At 55.1% G+C, this 24467-nt stretch carries 25 protein-coding genes, 1 tRNA gene and 1 pseudogene; 13 read left to right on the forward strand and 14 right to left on the reverse strand.

Annotated elements, in window-relative coordinates; genetic code table 11:
• Positions 1-7 precede the first annotated feature (7 nt).
• Positions 8-1936 carry an ATP-dependent zinc metalloprotease FtsH gene (ftsH, locus tag RHH53_RS12370; protein ID WP_302678437.1) on the reverse strand — a complete coding sequence of 643 codons (1929 nt, stop codon included), beginning with the start codon at positions 1934-1936 and terminating at the stop codon, positions 8-10.
• 136 nt (positions 1937-2072) lie between these two features.
• On the opposite strand from ftsH, the gene RHH53_RS12375 reads away from it, so the two are divergent.
• Complete coding sequence (locus RHH53_RS12375; RefSeq protein ID WP_206200405.1) at positions 2073-3872, forward strand: aspartate kinase; 1800 nt, start codon at positions 2073-2075, stop codon at positions 3870-3872.
• Positions 3859-4773 carry a DMT family transporter gene (locus tag RHH53_RS12380; RefSeq protein ID WP_310743863.1) on the forward strand — a complete coding sequence of 305 codons (915 nt, stop codon included), beginning with the start codon at positions 3859-3861 and terminating at the stop codon, positions 4771-4773. The genes RHH53_RS12375 and RHH53_RS12380 overlap by 14 nt, the downstream gene beginning before the upstream one ends.
• Here the strand turns inward: RHH53_RS12380 and RHH53_RS12385 are convergent.
• Positions 4763-5122: a hypothetical protein gene (locus tag RHH53_RS12385; RefSeq protein WP_206200407.1), complete on the reverse strand. Its 360-nt coding sequence runs from the start codon at positions 5120-5122 to the stop codon at positions 4763-4765. The two genes, RHH53_RS12380 and RHH53_RS12385, sit on opposite strands and share 11 nt — an antisense overlap.
• Positions 5123-5200: 78 nt before the next feature.
• Between RHH53_RS12385 and prmC the strand changes: the two genes are divergently transcribed.
• Entirely contained in the window at positions 5201-6076 is an 876-nt protein-coding gene (gene prmC / locus RHH53_RS12390) for a peptide chain release factor N(5)-glutamine methyltransferase (protein WP_310743864.1), read from the forward strand.
• Here the strand turns inward: prmC and RHH53_RS12395 are convergent.
• Positions 6073-6336: a DUF3493 domain-containing protein gene (locus RHH53_RS12395; protein ID WP_149819902.1), complete on the reverse strand. Its 264-nt coding sequence runs from the start codon at positions 6334-6336 to the stop codon at positions 6073-6075. The two genes, prmC and RHH53_RS12395, sit on opposite strands and share 4 nt — an antisense overlap.
• Before the next feature lie 107 nt (positions 6337-6443).
• Between RHH53_RS12395 and RHH53_RS12400 the strand changes: the two genes are divergently transcribed.
• Complete coding sequence (locus RHH53_RS12400; RefSeq protein WP_302678442.1) at positions 6444-7022, forward strand: M23 family metallopeptidase; 579 nt, start codon at positions 6444-6446, stop codon at positions 7020-7022.
• Positions 7023-7041: 19 nt separating this feature from the next.
• Here RHH53_RS12400 and RHH53_RS12405 read toward each other — a convergent pair.
• Positions 7042-7115 (reverse strand) — tRNA-Asp (locus RHH53_RS12405).
• Positions 7116-7178: 63 nt separating this feature from the next.
• Between RHH53_RS12405 and RHH53_RS12410 the strand changes: the two genes are divergently transcribed.
• Positions 7179-7565 carry a HEAT repeat domain-containing protein gene (locus RHH53_RS12410; protein WP_302678443.1) on the forward strand — a complete coding sequence of 129 codons (387 nt, stop codon included), beginning with the start codon at positions 7179-7181 and terminating at the stop codon, positions 7563-7565.
• Here RHH53_RS12410 and RHH53_RS12415 read toward each other — a convergent pair.
• Positions 7518-8322 (reverse strand): annotated as a pseudogene (locus RHH53_RS12415) (IS630 family transposase). The gene RHH53_RS12410 and the pseudogene RHH53_RS12415 overlap by 48 nt on opposite strands.
• A gap of 131 nt (positions 8323-8453) precedes the next feature.
• Here RHH53_RS12415 and RHH53_RS12420 point away from each other — a divergent pair.
• A complete protein-coding gene (locus tag RHH53_RS12420; protein ID WP_206200410.1) occupies positions 8454-8786 on the forward strand; it encodes an endonuclease domain-containing protein in 333 nt (110 codons plus the stop codon).
• 198 nt (positions 8787-8984) lie between these two features.
• Here RHH53_RS12420 and RHH53_RS12425 read toward each other — a convergent pair whose 3' ends face one another.
• Positions 8985-9422, reverse strand: coding sequence for a single-stranded DNA-binding protein (locus RHH53_RS12425; protein WP_206200411.1), 438 nt, complete (start codon positions 9420-9422; stop codon positions 8985-8987).
• A 178-nt stretch (positions 9423-9600) separates the two neighbouring features.
• Between RHH53_RS12425 and RHH53_RS12430 the strand changes: the two genes are divergently transcribed.
• From RHH53_RS12430 to RHH53_RS12440, 3 genes are read left to right on the forward strand one after another with little or no spacing between them, the layout of a single operon-like run.
• Positions 9601-10899: an FAD-dependent oxidoreductase gene (locus RHH53_RS12430; RefSeq protein ID WP_310743865.1), complete on the forward strand. Its 1299-nt coding sequence runs from the start codon at positions 9601-9603 to the stop codon at positions 10897-10899.
• 40 nt (positions 10900-10939) lie between these two features.
• On the forward strand, positions 10940-11515 hold the full coding sequence (locus RHH53_RS12435) for a DUF3365 domain-containing protein (RefSeq protein ID WP_206200413.1): 576 nt from the start codon (positions 10940-10942) through the stop codon (positions 11513-11515).
• A gap of 12 nt (positions 11516-11527) precedes the next feature.
• Positions 11528-12004 (forward strand): DUF3122 domain-containing protein, encoded by a 477-nt coding sequence (locus RHH53_RS12440; protein ID WP_310438617.1) that lies wholly within the window; start codon positions 11528-11530, stop codon positions 12002-12004.
• Here the strand turns inward: RHH53_RS12440 and RHH53_RS12445 are convergent.
• From RHH53_RS12445 to RHH53_RS12455, 3 genes are read right to left on the reverse strand one after another with little or no spacing between them, the layout of a single operon-like run.
• Positions 12001-13476: an anthranilate synthase component I gene (locus tag RHH53_RS12445; protein ID WP_399385554.1), complete on the reverse strand. Its 1476-nt coding sequence runs from the start codon at positions 13474-13476 to the stop codon at positions 12001-12003. The two genes, RHH53_RS12440 and RHH53_RS12445, sit on opposite strands and share 4 nt — an antisense overlap.
• Positions 13374-14276: an energy-coupling factor transporter transmembrane protein EcfT gene (locus RHH53_RS12450; protein WP_302677378.1), complete on the reverse strand. Its 903-nt coding sequence runs from the start codon at positions 14274-14276 to the stop codon at positions 13374-13376. The genes RHH53_RS12445 and RHH53_RS12450 overlap by 103 nt, the downstream gene beginning before the upstream one ends.
• Positions 14277-14285: 9 nt before the next feature.
• Positions 14286-15017: a PspA/IM30 family protein gene (locus RHH53_RS12455; protein ID WP_302678449.1), complete on the reverse strand. Its 732-nt coding sequence runs from the start codon at positions 15015-15017 to the stop codon at positions 14286-14288.
• A 140-nt stretch (positions 15018-15157) separates the two neighbouring features.
• Between RHH53_RS12455 and RHH53_RS12460 the strand changes: the two genes are divergently transcribed.
• Positions 15158-15571 (forward strand): pentapeptide repeat-containing protein, encoded by a 414-nt coding sequence (locus RHH53_RS12460; protein ID WP_302678450.1) that lies wholly within the window; start codon positions 15158-15160, stop codon positions 15569-15571.
• On the opposite strand, the gene RHH53_RS12465 is transcribed toward RHH53_RS12460, so the two are convergent.
• A complete protein-coding gene (locus RHH53_RS12465; RefSeq protein WP_302677376.1) occupies positions 15572-16672 on the reverse strand; it encodes a histidinol-phosphate transaminase in 1101 nt (366 codons plus the stop codon).
• Between the two features lie 114 nt (positions 16673-16786).
• Between RHH53_RS12465 and RHH53_RS12470 the strand changes: the two genes are divergently transcribed.
• Positions 16787-17728 (forward strand): DnaJ C-terminal domain-containing protein, encoded by a 942-nt coding sequence (locus RHH53_RS12470; protein ID WP_310453784.1) that lies wholly within the window; start codon positions 16787-16789, stop codon positions 17726-17728.
• 1 nt (position 17729) lies between these two features.
• Here RHH53_RS12470 and panB read toward each other — a convergent pair whose 3' ends face one another.
• On the reverse strand, positions 17730-18515 hold the full coding sequence (panB, locus tag RHH53_RS12475; RefSeq protein ID WP_190278113.1) for a 3-methyl-2-oxobutanoate hydroxymethyltransferase: 786 nt from the start codon (positions 18513-18515) through the stop codon (positions 17730-17732).
• Positions 18516-18631: 116 nt separating this feature from the next.
• Here panB and RHH53_RS12480 point away from each other — a divergent pair, with 116 nt between their 5' ends.
• A complete protein-coding gene (locus tag RHH53_RS12480; protein ID WP_310438622.1) occupies positions 18632-20155 on the forward strand; it encodes an AAA family ATPase in 1524 nt (507 codons plus the stop codon).
• A gap of 45 nt (positions 20156-20200) precedes the next feature.
• Complete coding sequence (locus RHH53_RS12485) at positions 20201-21487, forward strand: homoserine dehydrogenase (RefSeq protein ID WP_255521468.1); 1287 nt, start codon at positions 20201-20203, stop codon at positions 21485-21487.
• On the opposite strand, the gene cysW is transcribed toward RHH53_RS12485, so the two are convergent.
• From cysW to RHH53_RS12500, 3 genes are read right to left on the reverse strand one after another with little or no spacing between them, the layout of a single operon-like run.
• Positions 21484-22323 carry a sulfate ABC transporter permease subunit CysW gene (gene cysW, locus RHH53_RS12490; RefSeq protein ID WP_302678453.1) on the reverse strand — a complete coding sequence of 280 codons (840 nt, stop codon included), beginning with the start codon at positions 22321-22323 and terminating at the stop codon, positions 21484-21486. The genes RHH53_RS12485 and cysW overlap by 4 nt on opposite strands.
• A complete protein-coding gene (gene cysT / locus RHH53_RS12495) occupies positions 22310-23161 on the reverse strand; it encodes a sulfate ABC transporter permease subunit CysT (protein ID WP_206200424.1) in 852 nt (283 codons plus the stop codon). Before cysT ends, cysW begins: the two co-directional genes overlap by 14 nt.
• Positions 23161-24177 carry a sulfate ABC transporter substrate-binding protein gene (locus RHH53_RS12500; protein ID WP_255521469.1) on the reverse strand — a complete coding sequence of 339 codons (1017 nt, stop codon included), beginning with the start codon at positions 24175-24177 and terminating at the stop codon, positions 23161-23163. Before RHH53_RS12500 ends, cysT begins: the two co-directional genes overlap by 1 nt.
• Between the last annotated feature and the right edge of the window lie 290 nt (positions 24178-24467).

A 24467-nucleotide genomic window follows, 5' to 3' on the forward strand; every position in this document is an offset into this window, starting at 1 on the left:
TCCTTGCCTAGGACGGCTGGGCACCCTGACGAAAGGATACTGGTGTCGCTGTCACCTTCCAAGTGGGTTCTTTGACAGGTAGGGTAGTATATTGGCGCACCAAGGCACGGAACTCATCACCGTCAATGGTTTCTTTCTCAAGGAGCAGCTCCACCAGCTTATCAATGGCCACCCGATGCTCGCGGATCAGTTTGCGGGCAATCTCGTAGCAGTGCATAACAATCTCGCGCACTTGGTGGTCAATTTGCACGGCCACAGCTTCAGAATATTCAGCGCGCGGCATGAGATCTCGACCCAGAAAGACCTCGTTGCCCGGCGTTTCAAGGGCTAAGTGTCCCAAATCCGACATGCCGTAACGGGTCACCATTTCCCGCGCCAGATTGGCCACTGCTCGCAAGTCGCTACTGGCACCCACGGTGACTTCAGCATCGCCAAAGATTTCCACTTCGGCAGCGCGCCCCCCCAATAGAATGGTGATCTCGTCGAGGAGCCATGCGCGGGTATAGAGGCCACTATCCACCCGCTCTTCATCAAAGATCTGCTGGGCAAAGCCGCCAACGCCCCCCGACCGGGGAATAATGGTCACTTTATTGAGGGGATCCGCATGTTTCAAGAGCGTCATCAGTAGAGCATGACCCACTTCGTGGTAGGCAATCAGCCACTTTTTCTTGCTGTCGAGGAGGGGAGTGAGCGTCATGCCAATCGTCACGCGATCAATGGCATCGTCAATTTCGGCATTGGTAATGGCCGGTTTGCGACGCCGAGCAGTAAGAATTGCGGCTTCATTGAGGAGGTTGGCCAGTTCGGCACCCGAAAAGCCGGGGGTACGGCGGGCGATCGCCTCTAGGGACACCTCGGGAGCAATTTTCTTGTGCCGCGCATGGACTTGGAGAATTTGCAGGCGTCCCTTGTAGCTGGGCAAATCAACGGTAATTTGGCGGTCAAAGCGACCCGGACGCAGGAGGGCAGCATCCAAAACATCGGGGCGGTTCGTTGCCGCAATCACAATAATGCCCGTATTCCCCTCAAAGCCATCCATTTCCGTCAGGAGTTGATTGAGGGTTTGCTCGCGCTCATCATTGCCACCGCCAATGCCGGCACCCCGTTGGCGACCGACGGCATCAATTTCATCAATAAACACCAGACAAGGGGCGTTTTCTTTGGCCTTTCTGAAGAGATCCCGCACACGGGAGGCACCGACGCCCACAAACATTTCCACAAATTCAGAACCAGAAATGGAAAAGAAGGGAACCCCAGCTTCACCGGCGATCGCCTTGGCAAGGAGCGTTTTTCCGGTTCCTGGTGGCCCAACTAGCAGCACCCCCTTGGGAATACGGGCACCAATGGAGGTAAATTTCTCTGAATTCTTGAGAAAGGTCACAACTTCCTGCAGCTCTTCTTTGGCCTCTTCAATCCCAGCCACATCGCCAAAGGTCACCCCCGTTTGTGCCTCCATTTGAAAGCGGGCGCGGGATTTACCAAAGTTGAGAATCTGCCCAGGGCCGCCGGGGGCATTACTCGCCCGCCGCAAAATCATCAGGAATAAAATCAGCAGAAAGAAGCCCAGCATCAAGTTAGAAATGACGCCAACCACTGCCCCATCACTGCTAGAGGGCACCACCCGCACCGTCGTGTTATAGCGGGTACTCACTTGGCGCAGCAGTTCTACAAGTTCAGGATTGCGATCAAAGAGCCGTACCTCTTGGGGGGGAGATTGTTCGGGTTGATCTTTACGGCGAAACTTGGCTAGCCCCTGTTCCTGATAGAGTTCGACGGAGCTGACTTCACCCGCCTTGAGGGCATTGAGGAATTGACTGTAGGAAACGGTGTTGTTATTGCTCGATTGCGCTAAACCAATGTGAGTGGGAGCTAACGAGAGACCCACGACCAAAGCCAGTTGACTCAGCCGTTGGGAAAGGCGTTGAGCGTATTTCATCGGCACCCGTTTCCGAAATTCAGTTCTAATTTCCAGTTTAACAGCGATTTTTTAGTTCCCTAGCGCCCTGGATCAGCCACAGCCAAGAATCACCGCCCTAAATATAAAATAGGACAGCATTCTCTTTAGAACGCCCATGGGACTGATTGTACAAAAGTATGGCGGCACGTCCGTCGGTAGTGTCGAGCGCATTCAAGCGGTAGCCCGCAGAGTCAAGGCAACTGTGGCAGCGGGACATCAGGTAGTGGTGGTGGTCTCGGCCATGGGCAAAACCACGGATAGCTTGGTGCAACTGGCCTATGCCATTAGCGATCGCCCCAGTCAGCGGGAAATGGATATGCTGCTTTCCACGGGGGAGCAGGTCTCGATCGCCCTGTTGACGATGGCGCTCCATGCCTTGGGGGAACCCGCCATCTCCCTCACCGGTGCCCAAGTGGGCATTGTCACCGAACCGGCCCACACCCGTGCCCGCATTCTCCACATTGAGACCCAGCGCCTCGAACGGCACCTCAAAGAAGGACAAGTGGTGGTTGTGGCCGGCTTTCAGGGGATTACTGCTGCTGCGGATTTTGAAGTCACCACCCTTGGGCGGGGTGGCTCGGATACCTCGGCTGTGGCCTTGGCGGCGGCGCTGCGGGCGGATTGCTGCGAAATTTACACCGATGTCCCCGGCATTTTGACCACGGATCCGCGACTGGTGCCCAATGCCCAACTCATGAGTGAGATTACCTGCGATGAAATGCTGGAGTTGGCGAGCCTAGGGGCAAAGGTCTTGCACCCCCGCGCCGTGGAGATTGCCCGCAACTATGGCGTGGATTTGGTGGTGCGCTCCAGTTGGACGGATGATCCCGGTACCCGTGTCATTGCACCATCGCGGCCGCCGCGTCCCGTGGAAAATCTTGAACTGGGCAAACCTGTGGATGGGGTGGCGCTGGATACGGATCAGGCGAAGGTGGCACTACTGCGGGTGGCCGATCGCCCCGGCGTTGCGGCACAGCTTTTTGGCGAACTGGCACGGCAAAATCTTGATGTGGATTTAATTATCCAATCCATTCACGAAGGTCAGACGAACGACATTGCCTTCACCGTGCAAAAGCGCGTTCTTAAACAAGCCGAGGCTGTTGCTGTGGCCTTTTATCCCCGCTTGAATCCACGGGTTGAAGAGACGGATGTGCTCGTGGATGCCGACATTGCCAAGGTGAGTATCACCGGTGCCGGGATGATTGGCCGACCGGGGGTGGCCGCTCAGATGTTTTCGGCCTTGGCGGCAGCGGGCATTAACCTACAAATGATTTCCACCTCTGAAGTGAATGTCAGTTGTACAGTGGCCGCAGCGGATGCAGGTCGAGCGATCGCTGTTCTCTCCCAAACCTTTGATGTGGAAGCCGCCACCACTGTCCCCCAAGAAACCCCCGATGCCCCAGCGGTGCGGGGCGTTGCCCTTGATCCCAAGCAGGCGCGGATTGCGATTCGCGATGTGCCCGATCGCCCCGGTATGGCGGCGGCAATTTTCCAGACCCTTGCGGATGCCGCCATTAGCGTGGATATGATTATCCAATCCCAGCGATCGCGTTCCTTGGGGGGTGTGATGACCCGCGATATTGCCTTTACGGTGGCCTCTGCCGATGCCGAGCGAGCCACGGAACTACTCAAGGGGGTTCAGAGCCAATTGGGCTACGGCGACATCCTCATAGATACGGCGATCGCCAAAGTGAGCATTGTTGGTGTGGGGATGATCCACCGTCCGGGGATTGCTGCCCAAATGTTTGCGGCCCTCGCCCGTGAAAACATCAACATTCAAATGATTGCTACCTCGGAAATTCGCGTGAGTTGTGTGGTGGCAGAATCGGAGGGGGTGCGGGCGCTGCGGGCGGTGCATACAGCCTTTGGTTTAGATGGTGAGGCTCCCGTCGTCATTCCCGATGTCGGTAAATAGACCGCCCTATTGGCAAATTGCCCTTGTCCTCGGCGTGGGCGTGTTGGCGGTTTCTACAGCTGCTGTGCTGGTGCGCTGGGGTGTTGCTGATTTAGCCACCGATTCCCTAGGCATGACCGTGGGGTTGAGCATTTTCTTGGCCAGTGGTCGCCTCAGTTTGGCTGCTCTCTTTTTGACCCCGCAACTTTACACGTGGCCGTGGCTAGACCTGACTCGCCAAAATCTGCGTTGGGCACTGGCGGCTGGGGTTGCCCTTGCGGCGCACTTTAGCCTCTGGTTCACCTCACTGCACTACACCTCGGTGGCAGCCTCAACCACATTGGTGACCACAACGCCCATCTGGTCGGCGCTCGTCGGGTACCTTTGGCAGCGACAAACCCTTCAACCCCGTGCTTGGGTGGGCATGGCGATCGCCCTTGGCGGCAGCGCCCTAATTGGGACGGCAGAACCGACGAGTGCTGTGGCAAGGAACCCCCTACTCGGAAATGCGCTGGCGATCGCGGCGGCGTGGGCGGTCAGTGCCTACTTTATCTGTGGTCAAGCGGCTCAAAAGGCGGGTCTGGCGATTCACCACTACGCCCTTGTGGCCTATGCCACTGCTGCCTTGGTTCTCTTGCCCCTGCCGCCACTGCTGGGTCTGACTTACGGAGGTTGGCCGCTGAAGCTCTATGGTGCGATTCTCCTGCTGGCTTTGATCCCCCAGTTGGTGGGGCACACCAGTCTCAATTGGGGGGTGCGTTGGCTTTCCCCTACATGGGTAACTCTTCTGGTGTTGGCAGAACCGATTGCTGCGAGTCTCTTTGCCCTGCTGCTCTTTGGTGAGGTGCCGACAACGGCAGTGATGACGGGGGGCAGTCTGGTGCTGGTGGGTTTAAGTGTAGCACTGTGGCCTAGTCCCTAGGGGGGTTCGGCGATCGCCGCCGCTGTTTGAGGGTATCCAAAGCATCCCCCAAGGCGGTAATGAGTCCCTCACGGGTACGGGCATGATTTTGCCGTTCCTCCTCTAGGGCACGCCGTAGCCGTTCATTGTCCAAGAGGGCTTCAATCAGTTGTGCCTGAAGTTCGGCAACAGAGGTTTCACTGCGCACGCGGGCTTCAATCCGGGCTCGTTCGTCCGCCCATTCCGGGGCTTCGGGATCTACAGGCGGTGGGGGCGGTTCAGGAACCAGTGACGGCAGTTCATTTGCTCGCGCCTGCGCCCGTTGCAGTTGCTCTTGCAGACGTTGAAGCTGTTCCTGAAAATCTGCCACAGTGGATAAGGCACAGTTAGAAATTCTAGGGCTATTTTGATACGAGTATCCTCAGAAAACAAGGGTCAAGATATATTCGTGAGTAGCGAGGCACTCCAAGCATGGTGGCACTGGGCACAGGCGATCATTCCAGCCCCTGAGCGCGAGAGTGGCCTACGGGAGTTAAAACAATTTCTCAGTGCCTTCACACAGTTGAGTCCCCTTGACATCACCCTGCGCCGCTTTCCGCCCGAGATTCCTCTAAAACTGCCCCTTGCAGAACTCCAAGAGCGTTGGCAACGCCGCTGGCAGGAGCGGGTTCCCCTGCAATATCTCATTGGTACGGTTCACTGGCACGATCTGGAATTAGTTGTCACCCCCAGTGTGTTGATTCCTCGGCCAGAAACAGAGGAACTCCTAGAAGTGGTGGCAGTAACGGTACCCCCTTGGCAACAACAGGGGCATTGGCTGGATTTGGGTACGGGGAGTGGGGCGATCGCTATTGGCTTGGCGCGGTTATTTGCGGCGGCGCTGGTGCATGCCGTAGATTGTAGCCCTGAGGCCCTAGAGGTCGCGCAAGTCAATATTCAAAAGTACGCTTTGGGCGATCGCGTGCGTTGCTATGTTGGCAGTTGGTTTGCCCCCCTTACCCATCTGCAAGGGCAGGTGCAGGGCATTGTCAGTAATCCTCCCTATATTCCCACCCGCCTAGTGGCCACTCTCCAACCTGAGGTGCGCTGCCATGAACCCCCTATTGCTCTCGATGGTGGTGCGGATGGCTTGCAGGCGATTCGTCAGATTGTTGAGACGGCACCAGAGTATCTTCAGCCCCAAGGCTGGCTCTTTATCGAATTGATGGCAACCCAAGGGGAAGCTGTGGCAGCGCTAGCAATGGCCAGCCAAGCCTATGAACGAGTGGAAATTCTTCGGGATCTCAGTGGCCACGATCGCTTTTTGCTCGCTCAAGCAGTTTAGCCGCGATCCCAGCGCCAGAGAGCAACCATCAGGGCAACCACTCCGATTTGTAATGCCAGATTCCACACCAAATCGTTACCAGCAGTGCCCGCCAATCCCTTGAGGCCAAGGATAAAGGCACCCATGAGTCCGGAAGCGGCAAAAACGGCATAGAAAACGCGCCGTAGTCCCCGATAGGGAGCGGCTGCCTCGGCTCGCAGGCGATCGCGCAGGGTTGATTGAGTCACTTCAGCCGGTTGCTGGGGTTTGTGAGTAGCCATTTTGATTTTCCCATCACCTGAAAATATCCTACGTCCCTACAATGGGGAACGGTGTGCATCAATAACGGTCTAAGGCCGTAGGCCAAAAAAGATGTGAGGAGTTTGATATGCATTGGCAGCGAATCAGTGTAGCACTGGCGATCGCCTTGGGTAGCACGGTTGCAATTCCCCAACTCAGTCAACCCTCCCAAAATACTGGTGCAGGGACACTCCGCTGGAGCGATGCTTCCTTTCCTGTGGAAAATTTCCAAGGCTATACCTCTCCCTTTGGCTACCGGCGATCGCCCACGGGGGAACCCACGACCGAATTTCACAATGGCCTTGATTTTGCCGCTCCTCAAGGGAGCTATATCCGTAATTGGTGGGCGGGGCAGGTGATTGAAGTTTCCGATCACACCGCCTGTGGCACACTGGTACGAATTCAATCGGGGGCTTGGGAACACGTTTACTGCCACATGATGGGGCGGGTTGAGCAGACCCCCCAAGGACGAGCCATGGTCGATCGCGCCGGTGGCATTTTCATCCTAGAGGGGCAGCGGGTACCCACGGGGGCACGTATTGGTCGAGTGGGCATGACAGGCCGCACCACCGGACCTCACCTTCACTGGACGCTCCGCCACCGAGGGCAATTGGTCAACCCTGCCGTGGTTCTACAGGCCATGTATGGTAGCCAAGCCCAACGATAACTTTCTGGTTAAAAACTAACGGGACTGACGGGGCTCGAACCCGCAACTTCCGCCGTGACAGGGCGGTGCTCTAACCGATTGAACTACAGTCCCAATTTTTGAGCGATTTTTAGACTATCAGGAAAATCATGGCCTTGTCAACTGGTTAAATTTGCCTTGCTGGGCGATCGCCTGCGGGGCATCAATCAACTGCGTAGCCTTGACCCCAACGATGCCTTTCGGCTCATTCAACCCCTCAGCCAAGATGAAAATTCCCGTGTCCGCTACACTGCGGTGAGTCAAATTGCCAGCCTTGGGCACGTCAATCTCAATCAAGCCCATGACCTGTTGCGCGATCGCCTGCTCCATGACAGCGAAACGGATGTCCGTGCTGCCGCAGCGGATGCGATGGCTGCCCTACAAGTTCCCTTTGCCCTTGAAGATTTAGAAACGGCCTACCACAGTACCGATGATTGGCTGTTGCAGTTTATAGCAATTCTAATCAAGAATGAGACATCATCCAGCACAATACTTGCGAATCACCTCATCAATCGAACTGTTTGACCCTGCATACATCCGCGCTCGCTTCAACGCACTAAAGTTGTGCTCAATCACATTCAAATCAGGAGAGTATTTCGGTAAAAATAACACCTCGTGACCCGCCGCTTTCACCACTGCCTGAATCGCCCCTTTTGGATGAATCGGTGCATTATCCATCATCAACAACGAACGTTTCTCTAACGCTAGCAAACAGTATTGACTCAGCCAGCTCACAAACCCTAACGCATTCAAATATCCTGAAAACAGCATTGGGGCGATGAAGTCTTTCTAGTATCTATACCGTCCTGCGACTCAACTCTCTCTTTTCTGACGCCTTCCCACTCGCTCTCCATCAATTCGTTGGCCTCGCGCTGACCACCCATACTCACACTCCACTCGAGAGTCAAACCCCCTCTCATCGATAGACACCACCGTTTCCTCCCCATGGCTCTCTACCCATGTGTCGAGCTGCTGTTGATACGCTTGTCGCTCTGCCTCACACCTTTCTTGGTAACGTATCTGTTTTCTTTCGAGTGATGCCCATCTGGGCGAGGGCATAACTAATGGTGGAAACTTGGACGCCAAATCGCTGGGCACGGTCGATTAAACGGTCATCGGGATGGGCAGCAACATCCGCTGCTAAGGCCGCCCAATCCAGTTTCCAAGGACGACGGGGGACAACCGTGGGCGCTAAGTCCTCTCGCTTCAGCCAGCGATGGATGGTGGCGCGACTGCCCTGAAAGATTTGAGTTGCTTCACTGATTTTGCCACCTTGCTGGATGTAGGAGACAACCCGCTCTCGTCAGTCCAAGCTATAGCTCATATTCTTGAGTAACATTCATGACGCTTTGAGTATAGCCTATCCCTCTTGAAAATATCTCACTCCCTTTCGAAATAGCTATACGAAAAAGAATGACGCGATCGGAGGTGATTCTCTGGCAGCATCTCAAGGGCAAGCAGATGAATGGCTATGATTTCGATCGCCAACGTCCTATCGATGAGTACGTTGTTGACTTCTACTGCAAAAAGCTGAAGCTAGCGATCGAAGTTGATGGCTCATCCCACGATAGCGAAGAAGCTCAAGAGCAAGACCGCTACCGTCAGCAAAGGCTTGAAGCCTTAGGGGTTCGATTCTTGCGGTTTCGAGATGAAGAGGTGTGCCACAATGTTGAGGGAGTCCTTGAGGCGATCGCAACCTGGATAAAGGACAACGCCTCCAAAACTTTCCCTCCAGAGAGAGGCTAGGGGTGGGTCTGAGTTGGGCTGACTACGAAAGGGATGCGAAGGGAATTCTTGCCCTGTGAATTGCTGCGTGAATCTCATTTGTGACCTCTGCCCATCAGACTAAGAAGCCTCCCATGGCTCTCTAGTTCTCCTCATCCCAAACTGACGTGGGTGAGATGATGTGTTCGTGCTAAACGCTAGCCGAATCAGCGTCAATCCCTAGAAGGGTACCTCATCTAGGTTAATATCTTCGGGTTCGGGGGGTGGGGGTGCCACCTTCGGTGTGACAGGTGCAGTGGCTGCGGGTGTGGCCATGGGGGTGGTTGCCGGCTGTGCCGGATGATCCACAATATTGCCCTCAACGGTGTAGAAGCGGCTTACCACCAACTCGGCGCGTTTTTCTTTGAAACCTTCGGGGCGGTCAATGGTGTCCATTTTTAGCCGACCTTCTAAGATCAGGCGATCGCCCACTTTGCATTCTGCCTGCATTTTTTGCCCCAAATTGCCCCACGCCACTGTTCGCAAACTCATGGGTGGCTCTTCACTGCGCAGGCTAGCAAACTGCACCACCATTGTGGCCACCGCCATCTGATTTTCTTGGGTGTAGCGCAGTTCTGGCGCTTGAATCACTTCTGCAAAGAGGACGCAACTATTCATCCGATGAGCTTCCAACAGGTCGTGTTCTTTCCAGTATAGTCCCAACGGCTGCCGCGACAAGGCCACAGGATCAATACAGCGCGACGCTGGGGTTCTCCCTAGCACAGACGGCTGTAGCCAATTGTATCTTCTTATACTACCATATAGTTAATTAAATAAACTTACAGAGGACACGGTCATGGCACGGGTGGTTGTCCTTGGGGCGGGCATTGGCGGATTGCCCACAGCCTACGAATTGCGGCATCGTTTGGGCGATCGCCATCAAGTGGTGTTGGTCTCCGATGTGGATCGCTTTACATTTATTCCAGGACTAGTGGCAGTTGCCCTCGGACACCATTCCCTCGAACGCCTGCAAGTGCCCCTAGGGATCGTGAGCCGTCGCCATGGGTTGCAATGGGTGCAAGGCAAAGTTCAGCAGATTGACCCTAAAGCTAAGAAAGTCTATTTGCCTGAGCAAACCCTTGACTACGACTATTTAGTGATTGCCACAGGGGCAGAACTCGCCCTCGATTTGATTCCCGGCCTTGGCGTTCACAGTCATTCCGTGTGTACCCCCGCCCACGCAGTTGCCGCCCATCGAGGATGGCAAGCATTCCTCAAAGACCCCAAGGACTTAGTTGTGGGTGCGGCGCCGGGAGCCAGTTGCTTTGGGCCTGCCTATGAATTTCTGTTTTTGGCGGAGTATGCCCTGCGGCGTCATCGGTTGCGCGATCGCGTCAAGATGACATTCATTACCCCTGAACCCTACATTGGCCATCTGGGGATTGGTGGCTTGGCCAACAGTGATCAACTCACCCTAGACCTGATTGCACAGCGGGGCATTGAAACCATCACGAATGCCGAGATCACGGCCATTGAGCCGCATCGGATTTTGTTGCGGGATGGACGGGTAATCCCCTTTGGCTACAGCATGATTTTGCCACCTTTTCGCGGGCCAGCCTTTGTGCGTGCCTCGGGTCTTGGCAATGAAAAGGGATTTTTGCCCCTGCTGCCCACCCTTCAGCACCCCGACTATCCTGAAATCTATGGGGTCGGTATTAGTGTTCACCTGCCGCCGATAGAAGTCACCCCTGTGTCTATGGGCTTGCCCAAGACGGGTCAAATGACCGAAGAGATGGCGATGGCTGCGAGCCACAACATTGCCGTTGCCCTTGGGGAATTAGCGGCTGAGCCTGTGGTGCCGACACTGGATGCCCTCTGTTTTGCCGACTTTGGCGACACGGGTATTGCCTATATTGCCGCTCCTGTGATTCCTGAGACCCTCGGGCAGAAGCGCCGCTTGGCCTACGCCATTCAAGGATTGTGGGTGAGTTGGGTCAAGGCCGCCTTTGAACGCTACTTCCTGCTGAAAATGCGATGGGGGCTAAGTGTTCCTTGGTTTGAACAGTGGGGACTGCGGCTCTTCTTTGGCCTCTCCCTTGTGCGTCCCCTTCAACCCACTGTGTTCCCAGAGCAGCAACCAACTATGAAAGTTTGATAGAGAAACATTGACAAAATTTCATAAAGGAGCAATTTCTATGGTGCGCATCTTTCTCATGGGTCTGTTGATGGTGTTCCTATGGCTCCAGAATTCCCCGGCCACCTTGGCCAGTGTGAATCCCGATGAACTGGGGAAAGCCGTAACTGCGATTGAACAATTGGATCAAATGCGCATTGGTCTTGCCTCTACCCTAGAGGGCAGTACCACCGAACCCACCCTTGACACCTTTAAGGCTGTTTGTGCCCCCGTGGGCAAGAAAGCGAAGGAAATTGCTGCTGCCAATGGCTGGCAACTGCGTCAGGTAGCCCTCAAGTACCGCAACCCCAACCATGCCCCGCGCACAGCGCTGGAAGTGCAAGCCCTCAATCGCTTTGATAACAATCGTCAACTCCAAGCCTTTTGGCAAACGGATGCTGAAGGGGTGCACTACTTCCGTCGCATTGATGTCCAAGCCAGTTGCCTTGCCTGTCATGGGGCGAAAAATCGGCGGCCTGCCTTTATTCAAGAAAAATATCCCAGCGATCGCGCCTATGGCTTCCGTGTTGGTGATCTGCGGGGCATGTACGCTGTGACGATTCCGCAAATTCAACAGGCACTCCAAACCTCACCCTAGGGAGGAACTTCAATGAAACGTTGGCAGGGTTGGTTACTTGTGATCCTGCTCGTCATTCTCCTGTGGCTAGCGGTGTCCCCCAGTAGCCCTGCCATGATTCGCACCATTGAAGAGGCTCCCAATCAAGTGGTGGTGCAGTCGCGGCATCAGTTGCGCGATAATCGTGGCTTCACGTGGCAGGTGATTCTCTTTTCCCGTCGTGACCAGTTGCAATTACGCTTGGTGGGGTTTCCCGAGCAGTACCACTTTCGCCATCTCGATCCCTTGGTGCTGATCACATCGAGCGGTCAAACCCTCACAGCCGTAGATGACTTTCCCAAGGCAGACTCCGTTGCCAATGTGGGACAGTTTGACCTGTTGCCCCTTGTACCGCGCTTGCCCCAGAGTGAACCCTTGGTACTGCGTCCGCCCCTAGAGGAGCAGGGGATTGAGATTGCTGTGCCTGCGGCTGTGGTAATTGAATGGCACGCTCTGATGGAGGGAGTCTAGGAACGGGGGCTGATGGGCGTAGGTGTCCCAAGGGCAAGGAGTAGGGCTTGGGCTTTGCTCAGGGATTCTTGCCATTCCCGCTCTGGATCACTGTCGGCCACAATACCGGCGCCCACTTGCCCCCAAGTCGTCTGGCGATCGCCCGCCACCAAAAGAGTACGGATGAGGATATTCAAGTCCAAATGCCCCCGCTGATCCCAGTAGCCACAGGAACCGTAGAACAAATTGCGGGGAAAGGGTTCCAAATCGGCCAAAATCGCCATGCAGCGTACCTTGGGACAGCCGGTAATCGTGCCACCGGGAAAGAGGGCACGGATCACATCCACAGGAGACAGCCCCGGCTGCAACGTGCCGCGAACATTGCTCACCAAGTGAATCACATGGCTGTAGTACTCCAGCGTTAGGAGTTCATCCACCACCACACTGCCCCACTGGCACACTCGCCCCAAGTCATTGCGCTCTAAATCCACGAGCATCATGTGTTCTGCCTGTTCCTTGGTATTGCTGAGGAGTTCCTCGGCGTAGGCGCGATCGCCCGCTGGGGTTTGGCCGCGCGGACGGGTACCAGCAATGGGTCGGGTTTGCACCCTATCTCCCTGCACTTGCACCAAGCGTTCCGGTGAGCAACTGACAATGTAGCCCCAAGGGGTCTGCCAAAAACTGGCAAAGGGAGACGGGTTAATCTGCTGCAGCCGCAGGTATTGTTGCCAAGGATCAACGCGCCCGTAATGGCAAAAGCGGGCCGACAGATTGGCCTGAAAAATATCCCCGGCACGAATATGGCGGAGAATCTGCCGCACCGCTGCTTGGTAGGTATCGGGTTGCCAGCCAGCGGCTAGTTCAATGCTGCCGGGGCGATCGGGTAGGGGCAGATGAAGGGCAGGGGACGTTTGCTCTAGGCTCTGTTGGAGAAGGGTTAACTCTGCCTCGGTGGAAGCTGCTAGATAGAGGAGATCTTCTTGATGATCTAAAACCGCGAAGGCTTGGGGTTCATACCAAAAGGCCACTGGAAAAGGGAGAGGATCAGGCTTCAGAGGCGGCAGGGCTTCAATTTCCCACGCCAACTCATACCCCAGCCATCCCAACCAGCCACCAGTAAAGGGCAGATGGCGCACCGCTTCAGGAACCGCTTCACATTGGGGAAAGCTGTGTAGCGTCGGCAGGACTTGACCCAAGGAGAGTGGCCACTGGCGATCGCCGCGGGGGGAACCCGCACAAATGGAATAGCGCGCTTGGGGAGTCGGGGCTTGGGCTGGGCTTTCCAGTAAAACGGCAATCGGCTCAGTCAAAAACAATTGCTGAAAAATAGCGCGACCCGTGCGACGCCGCAGCGGCAAACAGCACCATAGCCACGGCTGACAGGGGAACATCAATGGTGTGTCACCCCCAACCAACCCAAACGAACCAACCAAAATAACCCCATGCCCCCCAGAGCCAACCAATCTCGCCGCTGCAGTCGCAGATGGTGCCAGGGATTATCGTAGGTTCCCGGTTCTTGAAAGCCCCGCACCTGCATGGCACAGGCCACCTGTTCTGCCCGCAGGAGTAAATTGTCCAACAGCCGTACTGCTAAGGTGAGCCACAACTTGATGCTGCCCTTAATGCCCACCAGTCGCCAATTGATGGCACGCGTCCGCACTGAGCGGCTCAGGTTTTGCACCTCTTCTAAAACCAAGGGAATAAACCGCAGCGACAGCGTCAAGGTCAGGGCAATTTCCGCCACTGGCAGCTTAAAGCGTTTCAGGGGCTGCATCAGATTTTCCAAGCCAGCGGTGACTTCTTCTGGGGCAGTGGTCAGCAAAAACAGATGCGTGCTGTAAAGGAGCGTAAACAGGAGGGTACTCAGGCGTAACCCCAAATCCAGCGATCGCTGGGAGACTTGCAGATGAATCGGAAACTGACCCACTTGGGCACGAAACTGCCACAGGATATAACTGTAACTCGTGGGCGGAGCGGTGGCTTCCAAAGGGCGGCGGGGTTGATAGGTGACCGCCATCCCATCGGGCATCAAAGCCGTGATGACTAGAATTAAACTCCCCACCAAGAGGAGCCACAGCAGTTGCCGCCGCCACACCCGTGCGGGAATCCCCCCTAGGAGGGTCAGGAGAATTAAACTGGCCACTAGCCCCAACCGCCAACTGACATCCGCCAAAATAGGTGCCAACAGAAACGTCATCAACCATGCCAACTTAACCCGCGGATCAAGGCGGTGCAGCCAAGTCACCGGTTGTTCAAGGTATAGCCCCAAAGGGAGCGATCGCAGGAGATCCATGGAAAATAACTAGTTCTTCTTCAGTTCCCGCCGCAGGGCTTCCAACTCTGGATCGTAGGCAGGGGTGCTGCTGGGTGACAGTTGCGGGTTGGCCAATTCTGCCTTCAGCCGTGCCAAATCGTCATCCACACTGCCGGCTTCGAGGGCGGCAAACTTGGCTTCGAGGGTATCGCTATTGAGTTCAGCCACGGCTTGGGAGCGAGCCTCCATTTCCTGAACCCGTTCCTCCATGCGCTCAAAGGCGGCCATGGGGGCATTGGTGTTGAGGCTGCTAAAGGTTTGTTGCAGTTGCTCTGAGGCCTTGGCTGCCCGTGCCCGTGCCACCAGCATTTCTTTGCGGGTTTTCGCTTCCGCGATTTTGCTTTCAAGCTGCTGCATTTGTTTTTTGAGGGCTTCCACTTGGGTCACGGACTGCTCCAATTGCCCTTTGAGAGCCATGGCTGCATTCAGTGCTGTTTTTTTGCGACTCAAGGCCTCAAGCGCTAGTTGCTCATCCCCATGTTGCAGGGCAATTTTGGCACGGCGCTCCCACTCAGCCGCCTGCTGTTGATGTTGGTTGAACTGTTGCTCTAACCGCTTTTGGGAGGCGATCGCTTGGGCGACGGCTTGCCGCAGGGTCACCAGATTGTCCTGCATTTCAATCATGGTCTGCTCAAGGATTTTTTCGGGATCTTCAGCAGCACCCACCAGCGCATTGAGCCAACTGCGAACCACACGGCTGACGCGATCAAACAGTCCCACAGCGTTATCTCCCTATTGGTTCCTTATCTATAGCAGTATGCCACTTTCCTTAGACCCTTTGGCCACGAGTTCCAAAAACGGTCGCTGCCCTAGGCTTAAACTATAGTAAAATCATCAGAACCCTGATCCTACTTTTAGTGATGTCTGCTTCTTCGGGGCAACCTTCAGACGCCTTTGATAAACACGGTTTTCTCAGTCGCTACGCCCCAGCCATCATTAATCAAAATAGAGCTGATCAAATGCTGGCAGACTATGCCAAAGGGCGGCGTGACTTTCGGCGATTGGATTTGCGCGGTGTCAACCTAGAAGATGTGAATTTGGCAGGGGCCGATCTCAGTGGCTCGGATTTAAGCAATGCCACACTGACCAACGTGGATTTGACCAATGCCAAGCTGATTGAAGTTAAGCTGATCAATGCTGAACTGACGGCTGTGCAATTGCGCCAAGCCAACCTGAGTCGCGCCAACCTGCGGGGTGCCACACTGACCTACACGTCTTTAGCCACGGCAACCCTGCGGGGAACAGTCCTGCCCAATGGCCGCTTGTCCGATTAGCTAAAGCTGGTGCAAAAAAGCTTGCAGCCGTTGCCAAAAGCGCTCCATCTCCGCTGGTGTGCCAATGGTGACCCGAATGCCGCTAGCGATCGCCCGTACAAGAGTCCCCTGACGCCGCAAGGCATCACACAGGGGCTGGGTGTATTGCGGTTCCTGCAAGCGGAAAAAGAGGAAATTGGCCACACTCGGCCATACCCGCAGTTGGGGGCAACCCTGAAGCCGTTCATAGAGGCGCTCCCGCTCCGCTAGCACCGTGGGAATCTCTGCCAGCAACGCCGGCCGATGGTCAAGGGCAACCTGCGCCGCCACTTGAGAAAACGTAGGCAGGTTATAGGGCAGACGAACCTTTTCTAAAACCGCAATCACCTCGGCATTGCCAATGGCGTAGCCCACCCGATGGGCGGCGAGTCGAAAGGCTTTGGAAAACGTACGCAGAATCAACCAGTTGGGATGCGCTGCCAAGTCCCCCACCAGTGTCTTGCCCGAAAATTCAAAATAGGCCTCATCAATCACCACTAAAATGTCCTCAGGAAGCTGCCGTAGCCAGTCCACCTCCGCTGCGGTTAGGGGGTTCCCTGTTGGGGAGTTGGGTTGCAGCATAAAGAGAACGCGCACGGGGGGAGCCGCTTGGGCAATGAGGGTATTGGCTTCAGCAATTTGCACGGCAAAGGTGTCAGGATCGCGGGGCGATCGCTGGACGGGAATCCCTAGGGTTTGGGCGAGGATCCCGTATATGGAAAATGTCGGTTCTGCCACTAGGATAGAACCGTAGCCCCCGATCGCAGTGGCCAGTAAAATCGAGCGAATTAGCTCATCGGAGCCGTTGCCAACCGCAATTTGGTGTGGGGAGATCTCCGTTGGGCTGTGTTCACTGACATAGCGAGCGATCGCCTGCCGCAGCGGCCAATGATGACTGTCAGGATAGCGATGACTGGCGAGGGTGCTGACATACTGTTGAGCTAACGCCTCCTTAAGGGCAGTGGGCAAATCCCACGGAAACTCATTGGTATCGAGGTAATCCAGTTCTAGGGGTAGGGAGTCACTGCTGGGGGTGGAGTAGGCGCGGAGGTTGCTCAGTTCTGGACGAAGAAACGTCGCCATGCCAAGACGGTATAAAGGGATTCAACTATAATAGCACTGAGCTTTTTGCCTTAATTTGCTGCCAGCCCTGACACTAAATCTTCATCTTTTGATTACGTAGAGGCGAATGTTCCTATGGCGCGTACCGACTTCAAAGATTACTACCAAATCCTCGGGGTCAGCAAAAATGCCACGGATGCCGAAATTCGGCAAGCCTTTCGCCGCCTCGCGCGCAAGTATCACCCCGACTTAAATCCGGGGGACAAAGAGGCAGAAGCTCGTTTCAAGGAAATTAACGAAGCCCACGAAGTGCTCTCAGATCCGGAAAAACGACGCAAATACGATCAATTTGGTCAGTATTGGCAACAGGCCAGTGCGGCGGGTGCCGGTGGCTTTAATGTCAATATTGGTGACTTTGGCGCTGACTTTAGTCAGTTTAGCAGCTTTGAAGACTTTATCAACGAGTTGCTGGGGCGATTTGCCACTGGCACCACCACAGGGCGTACCCGCACTTGGAGCAGCGCTGGCTTTGATTCATCGCCATTTGGGGGTACCGATGTTGATGCGGAAGTGCAAATTAGCTTCCAAGAGGCCTTTGAAGGCTGCCAAAAAACCTTCAAGATTGGCAATGAACAGGTGACTGTGACGATTCCCGCTGGTATTAAGCCGGGGACGAAGTTACGACTGCGGGGGAAAGGTCAATATAACCCCTACACCCAACAGCGAGGGGATTTATATCTCGCGGTACAGGTGGCGCCCCATCCCCTCTTCCGCTTTGAAGAGGATCAATTGGTGATTGATTTGCCAATCACGCCGGATGAAGCTGCCTTGGGTGCTCAAGTCACGGTACCGACGCCCTCTGGGACTGTGGTTTTGAATGTGCCCCCTGGTACGCGATCTGGGCAATCGCTGCGGTTACGGGGCAAAGGGTGGCGCAGTAGTAGCGGCATTACTGGCGATCTCCTTGCCAAGGTGCAAATTGTGCCCCCCAAATCCCTGAGTGCCCAAGAAAAAGAACTCTACGAAAAGTTGCGATCGCTCCGCACCTTTAACCCCCGTGCCCATTGGCCGCTCTAAGTTAGGGAAATTGCCGCGATTTTACAGCTTGGCAGTAGCTCTTAAGGGCAGCGATCGCCTGAGTGCCCAAGTCGGCATACACCTTAGCAAAGGGGGGCACCTGTGGACTCAAGCCCAAAACATCTGCCGTCACCAACACCTGACCATCACAGTAGGGGCCGGCGCCAATTCCAATCGTGGGAATTTTCAGCTTGGCAGTAATCTGCTGTGCCAAATCCGCAGGAATATGCTCCAAAATGATGCCAAAGGCACCTGCTTCGGCCAGAGCAAGGGCATCTGCGAGAATTGCTTCTGCCCCCTGTGGTGTCTTCCCCTGTTGTCGCCATCCCCCCAACTGATGCACCCGCTGCGGCAACAGACCCACATGACCCAGCACCGGGATGCCGGCCTCCACTAAGCGCCGCGTTGCTGCCTGCACCACCGGAGAGGCACCTTCCATTTTCACTGCTTGGACGTCTGCTTCTTTGACTAAACGCCCCGCTGAGCGCAGGGCCTGTTCGGGGCTTTCGTGGTAGCTCAAAAAGGGCAGGTCACACACGAGGAAACTGTGGCTGACGCCCCGCCGCACCGCCTGCGCATGGTGAATCATCTGATCAAGGGTCACCGGCAACGTGGTTTGATAGCCAAGGGCAACCATACCAAGGGAATCCCCGACAAGGATCACATCCACCCCCGCCGCATCCAATAGCCGCGCCCACAGATAATCCCAAGCTGTGAGCATGGTAATCGGCTCTCCCTGCTGTTTTTTTTGCTGGAGTTGGGGTAAGGTTACGGGGCGACGCACCATAGTCAAATCCACGAGCTTCGTATCCCCATCCTCTAAAGGAACGCTCAAAACGTCAATTTAGCCACAGGCATAGAGTCTAGTGATATGATTGGGGCGCGATGTTAGCCACAATACGCATGTCTTTGCCTGCCTTTGTCGAAGCCCTATTAACCCCTGCTGCGTACCCCCATGCAGTGACCTCTCCCATTCAATTGCTGCAAACGCATATTTCCTACGTATTTCTGACGGGGGACTATGCCTATAAGGTGAAAAAGCCGGCGGATTTTGGCTTTTTGAACTTTACAACCCTAGAAAAGCGGCTATTTTACTGTCGGGAAGAGTTACGGCTGAATCGCCGTTTGGCGTCAGATCTCTACTTGGCGGTGGTGCCCATTGTGGCGGTAGGCGATCGCTATTTTGTGGCGGATCCCCAAGACTTACCTGCGGGAGCTGAGGTGATTGACTATGCCGTGCAAATGCGGCAATTTGATCAGTCGCAACTGTTTTCGCACCTCTTTGCAGCCAACCAAGTCACCCCCCACCTGATTGAATCCCTCGGTAAAGAACTGGCTCATTTCCACCGCGCCGCTGCCACAGATCCCCACATTAGTGAATTTGGTTCCCCGCGGGCGATCGCCCAAGTGATTAACAATTGCCATGCCTTGGCGGCTCAGTTTGTCGGTCGCTGTCAATCCCCAGAACAGTACGCGGCGATTCAGGCTTTTACCGATAACTTTCTGACCCGGCATCAGGAGTGGTTGGTGCAGCGGCAAGCCGCAGGCAAAATCCGCGAATGCCATGGGGATCTGCACCTGAACAATATCTGCCTGTACAACGGCAGGGTGCAAATTTTCGACTGTATTGAGTTCAACGAAGAATTTCGCAACATTGATGTCATTTATGACGCCGCTTTTTTGCTGATGGATCTGGAGTTTCGGGGTCGCGGGGACTTGGCCAATCTCTTCCTCAATACCTACTTGGAGTGGAGTGGGGACTACGCTGGGGCGGTGCTGTTGCCCCTTTACCTTTGCATCAGAGCCTATATTCGCGGCAATGTGAACGCCTTGGCCCTCAACGATCCCGCTATTAGCGAGGCCGAAAAGGCACAGATTCAAGCCACGGCTGCGGCCTACTATGAGGCGGCCTATCGCTACACCCAACCACGTCAAGCCAAGCTCTATGTCATGTGCGGTCTCTCTGGGGCAGGCAAAAGTACACGGGGACGGGGTCTCGCCCAAGCCGAGCAAGCCATTCAAATCCGCTCCGATGCCGTGCGTAAGCACTTGGCGGGTTTACCCCTTGACCGCCGCAGCAGTGATTTCCCGCAGGTCGATCTCTATTCTGAGGCCATGACCCAAAAAACCTATAATCAACTCTTGGCCTATGCAGAATTGTTGCTGCGTCAGGGACAAACGGTGATTTTGGATGCGAAATACGATCGCGTGGCGCTGCGCCAACCCGTGATTGCTTTAGCTGAGAAATTGCAGGTGCCCTTGGAGATTCACTTCTGTAATGCACCGCCTGAGGAACTGCGCCGTCGCTTGAGCGATCGCCAAGGGGATATTGCCGAGGCCACGCCCGATCTCATTGCTGCCCAAGTGGCGAGTTTTGAATCCTTTTTGCCTGAGGAGGAACCCTACGTTCGCCATGTGTGTGACTAGGACGAGCGCGACTGATAATAGGAACAGTGCAATAGGACGGGTCTGATGTATCACATTGGTTTACTGGGGTTGGGCACTGTTGGTGGCGGTGTGGCGCAAATTTTGGCGGATCCAGCGGGGCGCCATCCGCTGATCAAGGAACTGGCGATCGCCCAAGTGGGGGTACGGGATATCCATAAGCCCCGTGCCGTTGCCCTTGATCCCAAGCTCCTGACCACTGACTTAGAACGCATTGTGACTCATCCTGAGATTGACATTGTGGTGGAAGTCCTCGGCGGCATTGAACCGGCGCGATCGCTCATCCTCAAAGCCATTGCCCACGGCAAGCACATTGTCACCGCCAACAAGGCCGTCATTGCCCGTCATGGTGCTGAAATTTTTGATGCCGCCAATGCCCAAGGGGTCTATGTGATGCTCGAAGCGGCCGTGGCTGGTGGGATTCCCGTCATTCAAGCCCTGAAACAGAGCCTAGGTGCCAATCGTATCCACAGTGTCAGCGGCATTCTCAATGGCACCACCAACTACATCCTGACCCGCATGCAGCAGGAACAGGGGGATTTTGCCCCCATCCTTGCCGATGCCCAACGCCTAGGGTATGCCGAAGCCGATCCCAGTGCTGACATTGAGGGATGGGATGCCGCGGATAAAATTGCCATTCTGGCCAGCCTTGCCTTTGGGGGGCGGATTCGCCGCGAGGAAGTGTATTGCGAGGGCATTCGTGGGATCACGGCGGTAGATATTGCCTATGCGGAAAAACTCGGATTTCGCATTAAACTGCTGGCGATCGCCCGCCAGCTCAGTGGCCAGCCCCTAGAGGTGCGCGTTCATCCGACGCTCGTGCCCCTTGAGCACCCCCTTGCCGGCGTCAATGGCGTCTTTAATGCCATTCTCCTAGAGGCAGAGCCGTTGGGTCAGGTAATGTTCTATGGTCCCGGTGCCGGTGCAGGGGCAACCGCCAGTGCCGTCGTGGCGGATTTAATCAACATTGCCGCCCTTCTCCCCCAAGGACGTGCCAGCCATCCCTTGCTCACCTGCCAGCACGATCAGTTTATGCCGCTGCTACCGATGGCGGAGGTGGATAGTCGTTTCTATGCCCGTGTCCATGCCCAAGATCATCCGGGAGTCCTAGGGAAACTGGGTACCTGTTTTGGCAACCACAATGTTAGCTTGGAATCCCTTGTGCAAATTGGCAGCCACAATGAACTGGCAGAAATTGTGATTGTCACCCACCATGTGCGCGAAGGGGAGTTTCGTCAAGCTATGGCCGAGATTGCCCAAATGACCGATATTGAAGCCGTGCCCTCGATTTTGCGCGTCCTCGGCACCTCCTAGGGATTGGGCTTGATCCCTGTTTTCCGCTCCAAAATTTCCTTAACCACGAGCGTCACAAGCGCTAGCAAGCCAAGGATCACCGCTGCCGCATAGGCGGACTCCGTATTGTAGTTTTTGTAGGCATCCTCCACAAAGAGGGGCAGGGTTTGCGTCAGACCCGCCACATTGCCAGAGACTACTGCCACAGCGCCAAACTCCCCCATCGCCCGCGCATTGGTCAACAGGACCCCATAGAGCAGCCCCCAGCGGATATTGGGTAGGGTGACTCGCCAAAAGGTTTGCCACTCATTGGCGCCTAGGGTTTTTGCGGCTTCCTCCTGCTCGGTGCCGATTTCTTCTAGAACAGGGATGACTTCTCGCGCCACAAAGGGCAAACTCACAAAGGCTGTTGCCAGCACCATCCCCGGAAAAGAGAAAATAACGCGAATATCTAAAGCTTGCAGCCAGCCCCCGAACCAGCCATTGCGGCCATAGACCAGTACCAGCATCAGTCCGGCAACAACGGGGGAGATGGAAAAAGGTAGGTCAATAATGCTCAGTAAAAGGGTGCGTCCCACAAAGCGATGGCGGGCGATCGCCCAAGCGGCACAGAGACCAAAGATCGTGTTTAAGGGCACCACCACCAAGGCAAGGGCAAAGGTCAGCCACACCGCATGCAGAAAATCCGGCTCCAGCAAATTTTCCAGAAAGGGCATGACTCCCTTGTGAAAGGCTTGGAAAAGGACATTGGCCGCCGGCAGCAAAAGCACAAGGGCTAAGTAGGCGATGGCAATAACAATCAAAAGGGCATGTAGCCATGGCTTTTCTTGGGTGGGCGAGGGTTTAACGCTCCGCATAGCGCCGCCCCCACGCTTGCAGCAGATTAATCAGAAATAAAATCGCTAGGGATACCAAGAGCATCACCGTACCAATAATGGTTGCTGCCTCATAGTCATACTGCTCTAAGCTCTGAAACACCAGCACTGAGGCAATCAAGTCCCGAAAAGGAGTGTTGGAGGAAATAATCACAATTGAGCCAAATTCCCCCACTGCCCGTGAGAAGCCTAGGGCAACGCCTGTGAGAATAGCGGGCATCAAAGGTGGCAAAATCACTCGCCAAAAGGTCTGCCCATGAGTAGCACCCAGCGACCATGCTGCCTCCTCCACATCCTTTTCCATTTCAGTGAGGACGGGCTGCACCGTGCGAATCACGAAGGGTAAGGAAATAAAGAGCATCGCCACCGCCACCCCCCAGCGGCTGAAGGCAATTCTGATTCCGAAGGGCGCTAGTAAGCTACCAATCCAGCCATTTTCGCTATAGACCGTTGCGAGGGTGAGACCCGCCACCGCCGTTGGCAATGCAAAAGGTAGATCCACGACAGCATCAAAGAAGCGCTTCCCCGGAAAGGAATAGCGCACCAGCACCCAAGCAATCAGGGTACCAAAGACGCCATTGATCAGCGCTGCGATGAGGGCAGTCACAAACGTGACTTCATAGGCCGACAGGGCGATCGCCCGCGTTGCCACCTGCCAAAAATGCAGTGGCCCAGCACTACTGGCACGGCTCAAGAGGGCAGCAATGGGTACAGCCAGCATCACGAGTAAGTAAAAGACCGTGATTCTCCAAACCCAAGGAAACTGCCAGCGCTGTTTCTGAGGAGAGAGTGACGGCGAAATGGGGTGGGTAGCGGTCATCAGGCTTGATTCTCCTGCTGAATTTGATCAAACAGGGCGCCATTAGCGAAAAATTGGGCTTGCACCTTCTCCCAGCCCCCTAAATCTGCCACGGTAAAGAGGGTGGGCACGGGTGGAAACGTCTGCTGATGAGCGGCAAGGACGGTGGCATCCACGGGTCGAAAACCATATTGGGCAAAGATCTCCTGAGCTTGGGGAGTATAGAGAAAGTCAATATAGGCCTGTGCTACCTCCCGTGTGCCATGTTTATCCACGTATTGATCCACAAGGGCGATCGGGTTTTCAATCAGGATATTCACAGGAGGAAGGATATAGGAAAGGGTCTTGCCCTTTTGGCGAGCCAAGATCACTTCATTTTCATAGTTGATCAGGGCATCCCCCTGTCCCTGTTTCAAAAAGGCATCAGTGGCTTCACGACTATCGCGGGGGAGAGCGGCCACATGGCGAAAGGCTTCAGTCACAAACTGCCGCGCCTGATCAAACGTTCCCCCTGTTTCCGTGACCGATCCCCACAGCGCAAGGAAGTTCCAGCGAGCCGCGCCAGAGGTTTTGGGATCGGCAGTCACAAATGTCACCCCCTCACGGGTGAGATCCTGCCATGTTTGCAGATTTTTCGGGTTGCCGTCACGGGTAATCAGGGCACCGACAGAAGTGGTGACAATGCTGTTGTGGGGGGCTTGGCTAGCCCAATCGGGGCGAATTAACCCTGCTTTGGCAATGCGATCGACATCTAAAGCAAGGGACAAGTGGACAATATCGGCTTCTAGGCCATCAATCACCGCCCGTGACTGACTGCCCGAGGGACCATAACTCGTTCGGAAGCGCACTTTTTGTTGATGTTCCTGTTCCCATTGAGCAGCAAACAGGGGCATAATAGCCTCGTGCGCTTTTTTAGTGACCGAGAACGAAGAAAGGGTTAGATTCACCTGAGCAGGGCGACCATCGGGCAGAGTGGCCTGAAATTGACAAGCAGCGGTGAGACCACTGAGACCTACCGCTAGTAAGAACAAGCTCAACCAAACCCTAAAACGCCGCCAATTGACCATTCTGCCATCAATCTACGATAAATCGGTCGGAATACTGATGTGTAATCCATCTTAGCAGAAGGGGCGGCGATTCCGACTGGAATACTTAAAACGTGATCAGCACCCCACTCGGATTCGCGGGAATCACATACTGCGGTTGATTGCGATCGGACTTTTTGCGGTAATGGCGCGATCGCGGGGAGGCTGGCGGAACACTAACCACTCTTGGCTGCACCACATACTCTGAAGGAGGGTCAACTTCTCCACAGAAAAAACGTACT

This window comes from Thermosynechococcus sp. PKX82, assembly GCF_031583255.1.
Classification (GTDB): domain Bacteria; phylum Cyanobacteriota; class Cyanobacteriia; order Thermosynechococcales; family Thermosynechococcaceae; genus Thermosynechococcus.